Here is a 6,245-nt window from a genome sequence, read left to right on the forward strand (position 1 = left end):
TACGCTCTCCTGGACCCGAGGATCCGCTATGCCTAAGATCTTGCGGCGTTTCCTTCGCAATCCAGGGGCCCTTTTGGGCCTCTTCCTCCTTCTTGGCCTGGTCCTCTTGGCCCTTCTTGGGCCCCTTTTTGCCAGGGATCCATTGGAGCAGAACCTCCTCCAGCGCCTCAGGCCTCCTTCCCCTGAGCATCCCTTGGGCACCGATCAGCTGGGCCGGGATGTCTGGGCCCGCGTGGTCCACGGGGCCCGCATCAGCCTGGGGGTGGGCTTCGGCGTGGTCCTCTTGGCCTCCCTCCTGGGCACGGCGGTGGGCCTCCTGGCAGGGGGGCTCGGGGGGCGCTGGGACAGCCTCCTCATGCGCCTTACCGATGTCTTTTTCGCCTTCCCTTCCCTGATCCTGGCCATGGCCATCGCCGCTGCCCTGGGGCCCAGCCTGGTGAATACTGTCCTGGCCGTAGCCCTGGTCACCTGGCCCATCTACGCCCGGCTGGTGCGGGCCCAGGTGCTGGCCTTGCGGGAGCGGGAGTTTGTGGAGGCGGCCAGGGCCCTGGGGGCGGGCCAGGAGCGGATCCTCCTCCGCCACCTCCTGCCCAACGCCCTGACCCCCGTCCTGGTCCAGGCCAGCTACGAGGTGGGGGCGGCCATCCTCACCGCGGCGGGGCTTTCCTTCATCGGCTTCGGGGCCCAGCCGCCTACCCCAGAGTGGGGGGCCATGGTGGCAGAGACCCGAAACTACATGGCCGAGGCGCCCTGGGCGGCCACCGCCCCCGCCTTGGGCATCCTCCTTACCGTCCTGGCCTTCAACCTCTTGGGGGATGGCCTCAGGGACGTGCTGGACCCCAGGGGGCGCTAGGCCACCCGTCTGCCCCCAGTTAGAAGGCCGCTACCCCGAGGTCCTCGTTCAGCACCACCAGGTCGGCCCGCTTGCCGGGGGCGATCTCCCCCGGTCCGAAAGGCCCAGGTAGCGGGCGGGGAGGGCTGAAAGCCAACTTGCCGCCCCATCCAGGGGCACCGCCCAGCCACACCCCCCGCGCCTCTCCGCTCGGTGGGCCCCCGGGGGGCAGCCCCGTCAGCCCACCGCGGCCACCGCGTTGCTGACGAAGGGGAGGCTGGGGATGGCCCTAAGGGCCGCAGGGTGCACATAGGGCCTGTCGGGGATGAGCCCGGCCCACCTCCCCCGCTCCAGGGCCAGGCCCACGGTCCCGGGCTCCCGGTGGTGCAGGGGGGTTATGGCGTTGTGGAGGTGGGTGAAGCCCAAGGCGCTGGGGGGGAGGAAGGGGTCCTCCGGGGACCGGGGTCCGGCCACGACCTAAGACCCTTCCCCGCCGTGGACGTGGAGCTGCAAAAGGCCTGGGAGAATGGAGGGGCCTTCCGCAGGGGCTTCCTCCAGCGCCTCAATGCACTCGGAGAGCCTCCCCTGTACGGGGCCCTCGGGGTAAGGATACAGCCCGGAGCACCGGTGTGCCCCAGCTAAGCTCCACCGTCTCCGTAGGGCTCCGCGCCCTGCTCCCGGGATAGCCACCAGTCGCGGTAGGGGGTGTGCTCTACCCGCATCCCCGTGTAGTCCTCCCCCTCCCCCCACCAGGGGGTGCCCCGTTCCCCTAAGGCCCGCTTGGCCCGGTCCACCGCCGCGCGGGCCTGCCGCAGCTGTGCCTCATCCCCCCTGCGCTGGGCCTCCCAGACTGCCCGCCGGGCGCGCATGAGTTCCCGCACCCAGTGGCTGCGCTCCGCCTCCGGCAACGCCGGGTTGGTGCAGCGCCAGAGCCGGCCCTTGGCCACGAAGTAGCGCCCGTCCGGGGTCACGGGATAGCGCCCCATGGCCTCACTCGCAGGCCCAGGAGGGCCAGGCCCGCGCCTCGCGCATGCTTCCCACAGGGGCCGCCAGGAGGAGGTTGAAGGTGTACCGCTGCCCCGGCGTGGCCTGGCGCAGGGGCTCGCCCCGGGGCGTGCCGTCGCTGGTGAGGAAGAAGGAGGCCACGTTCTGGATGGCCCCGGACTGGTCGTAGATGGCGGCCACCACCTTGGGGCTCATGGCTGGCTTACCGCTTGCGGTGTAGAAGCCCGTGAGGCGGAAGAAGCTGCCCTCCCTCCGGGCCACGAACCCCCCTATGCTGGCCCGGGTCTCGAGGCTCCGCAGCCGCAGCCCCGCGGCCCTGACCTCTATCTTCACGGGCCTTGCCCTGAGCTTGGCCAGGTCGCGGCTCCGCAGGAAGGGGGTGGTCTCGCCCGGGGGGAGCACGCCCCGCTCGGCCATCACCGCATCGCTGGGCATCCAGCCGGCCTCGCGGGCGGTGAAGCGCTCCACCTCGATGGGCTGGCCCTTCGCATCCAGGTAGCGGAGGTCCACCTGCACGAAGCAGAGGGGCTCCGGGTGGGGGTTCCGCAGCTCCCCTAGCACCTTGAAGAAGCCGCCCTCCTCCCGGCTGGTGAGGGCGAGCAGCCTCACCGGCGCCTCGCTTTGGGCCATTCCTAGGGCGAGCAGGACCCACGTGAGCCAAAGGGGTGTCCTCACGGCAGCACCTCGTAGCTATGCTGCAAGTCTACCGCCTTCCCCGCCTCGATGTGCAGGAGCACATGGCTGAGCCGCACCCCCCCGCTGGCCCAGCGCAGCTCCAGGCCGCGCGGGGGCAGCCTGAGCCGCAGGGCCTCCACCAGGAACCCTGGCTCGTAGCCCTGCATCCCCCCTTCGGGCCCCACCATCCCCACATCGGAGACGTAGGCCGTGCCCCGGGGCAGGATGCGGGCATCGGCGGTGGGCACGTGGGTGTGGGTGCCCAGCACCGCGGCGAGCCGCCCGTCGAAGAGGAAGGCGAAGCCCAGCTTCTCGAAGACCGACTCGGAGTGGAAGTCTACCAGAACGGCTCCCCCAGGCTCCTTGGCCAGGAGCTGGGCCATGGCCTCCATGGGGGAGTCGGCCAGGGGCAGGGCCGAGCGGCCCGCCAGGTTCACCACCAGCAGCCGCTGGCCCCCCTTCTCCAGGAGTAGGGCCCCCCGGCCCGGGGCGTGGGGGCTGTAGTTGAGCGGCCGGAGCACCCTCGGGTGGGCCAGCACCGCCTCCATATCGGGCGGGTCGAAGGAGTGGTTCCCCCCGGTCACCGCATCCACCCCCAGGGCCAGCAGGCGCTCCAGGCTCTCCAGGGACATCCCCGCCCGGCCCAGCCCGGGCACCGTGAGGTCCAGGTTCTCCCCGTTCGCGATCACGAAGTCGGGCCGGTGGAGGGCCTTGAGCCTGGGGAGCTCCCGTTCCAGCGCCGCGAGCCCCGGCTCTCCTACCACATCGCCGAAGAAGAGCACCTTCAAAGCCGCACACCTCCCTCGAGCAAGGTCTCCAGGATCCGCTTGCGGAAGGCCAGGAAGAGGAGCAGCGCGGGCAGGGTAGCCAGCACCGAGGCCGCCATCAAGGGCCCCCAGGCGTTGGCTCCCTCGCCCCCGGCGAAGCGCTGCACGGCCACCGTGAGCACGTACATCTCGGGCCGGCTGGCCACCAGCATGGGCCAGACGAACTGGTTCCAGGCCCCGATGAACAGGGTGATGGAGAGGGCCACCAGGGTGGCCTGGTTGGCCGGCACCAGCACCCGCCAGAGGATCTGGAGGGTGCTGGCCCCGTCCACCAGGGCGGCCTCGAGGATCTCCTTGGGGAAGCTCAGGAAGCGCTGCCGCAGCAGGAAGGTCGCGTAGCCCGCGGTGAGCATGGGCAGGATCAGGCCCAGGTGGGTGTTGAGCAGCTCTAGCCGGGCCAGCAGCAGGTAGCTCGGCAGGTAGGTCACCACGAAGGGCACCAGCATGCTGGCCACGAAGAGGGCGAAGAGCAGCTCGGCGAGGGCGAAGCGGCGGAAGGCGAAGGCGTAGGCCGCGAGCAGGCCCAACACGAGCTGCCCCAGGGTGCTCCCCAGGGCGAAGACCAGGCTGTTGAAGGCGTAGCGTGCCAGGGGCAGCTTCTCCAGCACCACCCGGTAGTTCTCCAGCGTGATGGGCAGGCTGAAGGGCCAGGGGGAGGCGAAGAGCCGCTCGGGGGGTACCAGGCTCAGGCCCAGCTGGTACAGCAGCGGCAGGAAGCAGAGCCCTATCGCCAGCCAGAGCAAGAGGTGGGGCAGGAGCCTCCTAGCCATAGACCCCCCGCCGCTCCAGCAGGCGGAGCTGCCCCACTATAAGGGCGGCCATCCCCAGGGTCAGGAGCACCGCCAGGGCCGCGGCCATGCCGGCGCGGAAGTAGCGGAAGGCCTCCTGGTAGACGGCATACATCAGGTTGCTGCTCTGGCCGAAGGGCCCACCCTGGGTCATCACGTCCACCGGGACGAAGGCGTAGTCCAGCGCGCTGGCCAGGGCACTCAGGAACAGGAAGACCAGGGTGGGGGCCAGAAGGGGCAGGAGCACCCGGGAGAGAAAGGCCCAGCCCACCGCCCCATCCACCCGGGCCGCCTCGAGCACCTCCTTGGGCAGCGCCTTGAGGCCGGCCAGGGCGATCAGGTAGTGGAAGCCCAGGAACTTCCAGTTGGCCACCAGGCTCACCGCGTAAAGGGCCAGCTGGGGGTCGGCCAGGAAGCCCGGGGCCGGCAGGCCTAGCGCGGCAAAGGCCTTAGCCAGCGGCCCCGCTGCAGGAAGGTAGAGGTAGAGCCAGACCAGAGCCGCAATCGAGACGGCCACCACGGTGGGGGTGAAGAGCAGGCTCTGGTAGAGCTCAGCCCAGCGCCCCCCCACCTGCAGGGTGAGGAGGGCCAAGGCCAGGGGCAGCAGGAAGTTGCCCAGCGCAGCCAGGGCCAGGTAGAGCAGGCTCTGCCGCAGGAGCTGGCCCAGGAGGGGGTCCTGGAGCAGGGCTTGGTAGTTCCCCAGCCCCACGAAGCGGGCCTGGGGGCTTACCAGGTTCCACTCGAACAGGCTCAGCCAGAGGTTGTAGACAAGCGGCCAGTAGACGAAGACCAGCAGGAAGAGAAGCCCCGGGGCCAGCAGGAGGTAGGGCTCCCAGGCCACCCGGGGCGGGGCCTTGGCCCGGTGCGGGTAGGCCTCTACCCGCTGCACCGCTCGCTCCCGATGAGCCGGTTAATCTCCTGGGCCGCCTCCTTCAGGGCTGCCTCGGGCGCGGCCTGCCCAGCCAGGGCGCGCTGCACCGCGCGGAAGAGGGCCTGGCTGGCGGCGAGCCCGTTGGCCCCGGGGAAGCTGGTCCAGGGGGCGGTGAAGGGGAGCTGCTCCACCGCTATGCGCTGGATGGGGTTCTGCTCCATGAAGTCCTTGAGGTAGCGGGGGTCGCGGCTGACCTCGGGCAGGAGGGGCACATAGCCGGTGCCCTTGGTCCAGATGGTGAAGCCCTCCGGGGAGGTGAGGAACTCGATGAACCTCCAGGCGGCCTCCTGCTTTTTGGGATCGCGGCTGAAGACCATGAGCACATTCCCCCCGCTCGGCAGCCCGGGCTTCTTCCCGCCGAAGGTGGGGAAGCGGGCCGCCCGCAGCTCGAAGCGGCCCTGGGTCTGCTGCTGCAGCCCGGCCCGGCGGGCGATGGTGGTCATGAAGGCCGCGGTCTCGCCGGCCAGGAAGGCCTGCTCCCCCTGCTGCAGGAGCACCCCGAGGGCGAGCCCATCCTTCACCAGCCCGGCCCAGAGGGCGAGCGCCTCGACGGCCTCCTTGCTGTCGATGCCGGTGCGGTAGAAGCCCCCCTCGCAGCGCAGGAGGCTGGCCCCGTTGGAGCGGAAGAGGGCTTCGATGGCCCAGTTGTCGTCCAGCAGGATCAGGTAGAGCCCGGCCTTGCCGGTGCGGGCCTTGATCTGCTGGGCGGCCCGCCGCCAGCCCTCCCAGGTGCTGGGGGGCCGGTCGGGGTCGAGGCCGGCCCGGCGGAAGAGGTCGGCGTTGTAGTAGGCCACGATGTTGGAGAGGGAGTAGGGCATGCCCACCTGCACCCCGTCCACCTGGCCTAAGGCCAGCACGTTAGGGGCGAAGCGGCGCAGGTGGCGCTCCCCGCCATAGCGCCTGGCCAGCTCGCTGATGGGGGTGTAGGGGAAGTTGGCCGCGGTGTAGCGGGTGTAGAGGTAGCCGATCTGGGCCACATCGGGCGGGTTCCCAGCCGCCAGGGCGGCCTGCAGGTTCTGCAGCAGGCCGGTGTAGGCGTTGGCGTGGAACCGCTCCTCTACCTTGATGCCGGGGTTGCGCTGCTCGAAGACGCGGATGAGCTCACGCAGCGCCGGCAGGCCGAAGGCCTCCGTGTTGATGTGCCAGTACTGCAGGGTGATGGGCCCCTGGGCCCAGGCCAGGCCGAA

8 protein-coding genes are annotated in these 6,245 nt (G+C 70.5%); 1 reads left to right on the forward strand and 7 read right to left on the reverse strand.

Going from position 1 to position 6,245, the window contains the following annotated elements; all coding sequences use genetic code 11:
* Positions 1 to 28 precede the first annotated feature (28 nt).
* Positions 29 to 853, forward strand: a complete 825-nt coding sequence (nikC, locus tag NZ849_RS08950; protein ID WP_295406276.1) for a nickel transporter permease — start codon at positions 29 to 31, stop codon at positions 851 to 853.
* A 216-nt stretch (positions 854 to 1,069) separates the two neighbouring features.
* Here the strand turns inward: nikC and NZ849_RS08955 are convergent, their stop codons facing one another.
* The 7 genes from NZ849_RS08955 to NZ849_RS08985 form a co-directional block, all read right to left on the reverse strand.
* On the reverse strand, positions 1,070 to 1,306 hold the full coding sequence (locus NZ849_RS08955) for a hypothetical protein (RefSeq protein WP_295406278.1): 237 nt from the start codon (positions 1,304 to 1,306) through the stop codon (positions 1,070 to 1,072).
* A 164-nt stretch (positions 1,307 to 1,470) separates the two neighbouring features.
* Positions 1,471 to 1,818, reverse strand: a complete 348-nt coding sequence (locus NZ849_RS08960; RefSeq protein ID WP_295406279.1) for a hypothetical protein — start codon at positions 1,816 to 1,818, stop codon at positions 1,471 to 1,473.
* A gap of 4 nt (positions 1,819 to 1,822) precedes the next feature.
* Positions 1,823 to 2,512: a hypothetical protein gene (locus NZ849_RS08965; RefSeq protein WP_295406281.1), complete on the reverse strand. Its 690-nt coding sequence runs from the start codon at positions 2,510 to 2,512 to the stop codon at positions 1,823 to 1,825.
* Complete coding sequence (locus NZ849_RS08970) at positions 2,509 to 3,294, reverse strand: TIGR00282 family metallophosphoesterase (protein ID WP_295406288.1); 786 nt, start codon at positions 3,292 to 3,294, stop codon at positions 2,509 to 2,511. Before NZ849_RS08970 ends, NZ849_RS08965 begins: the two co-directional genes overlap by 4 nt.
* Before the next feature lie 2 nt (positions 3,295 to 3,296).
* The gene (locus NZ849_RS08975; RefSeq protein ID WP_295406283.1) at positions 3,297 to 4,109 is read right to left on the reverse strand and encodes a carbohydrate ABC transporter permease; all 813 of its coding nucleotides are present in this window, start codon (positions 4,107 to 4,109) and stop codon (positions 3,297 to 3,299) included.
* Entirely contained in the window at positions 4,102 to 5,016 is a 915-nt protein-coding gene (locus NZ849_RS08980; RefSeq protein WP_295406285.1) for a carbohydrate ABC transporter permease, read from the reverse strand. Before NZ849_RS08980 ends, NZ849_RS08975 begins: the two co-directional genes overlap by 8 nt.
* Positions 5,004 to 6,245, reverse strand: a 1,242-nt coding sequence (locus NZ849_RS08985) for an ABC transporter substrate-binding protein (protein ID WP_295406287.1), incomplete at its 5' end; no start/stop codon positions are given. The genes NZ849_RS08980 and NZ849_RS08985, both read right to left, overlap by 13 nt.

The sequence above is a fragment of the Meiothermus sp. genome, assembly GCF_025060375.1.
Taxonomy (GTDB): Bacteria; Deinococcota; Deinococci; order Deinococcales; family Thermaceae; genus Meiothermus.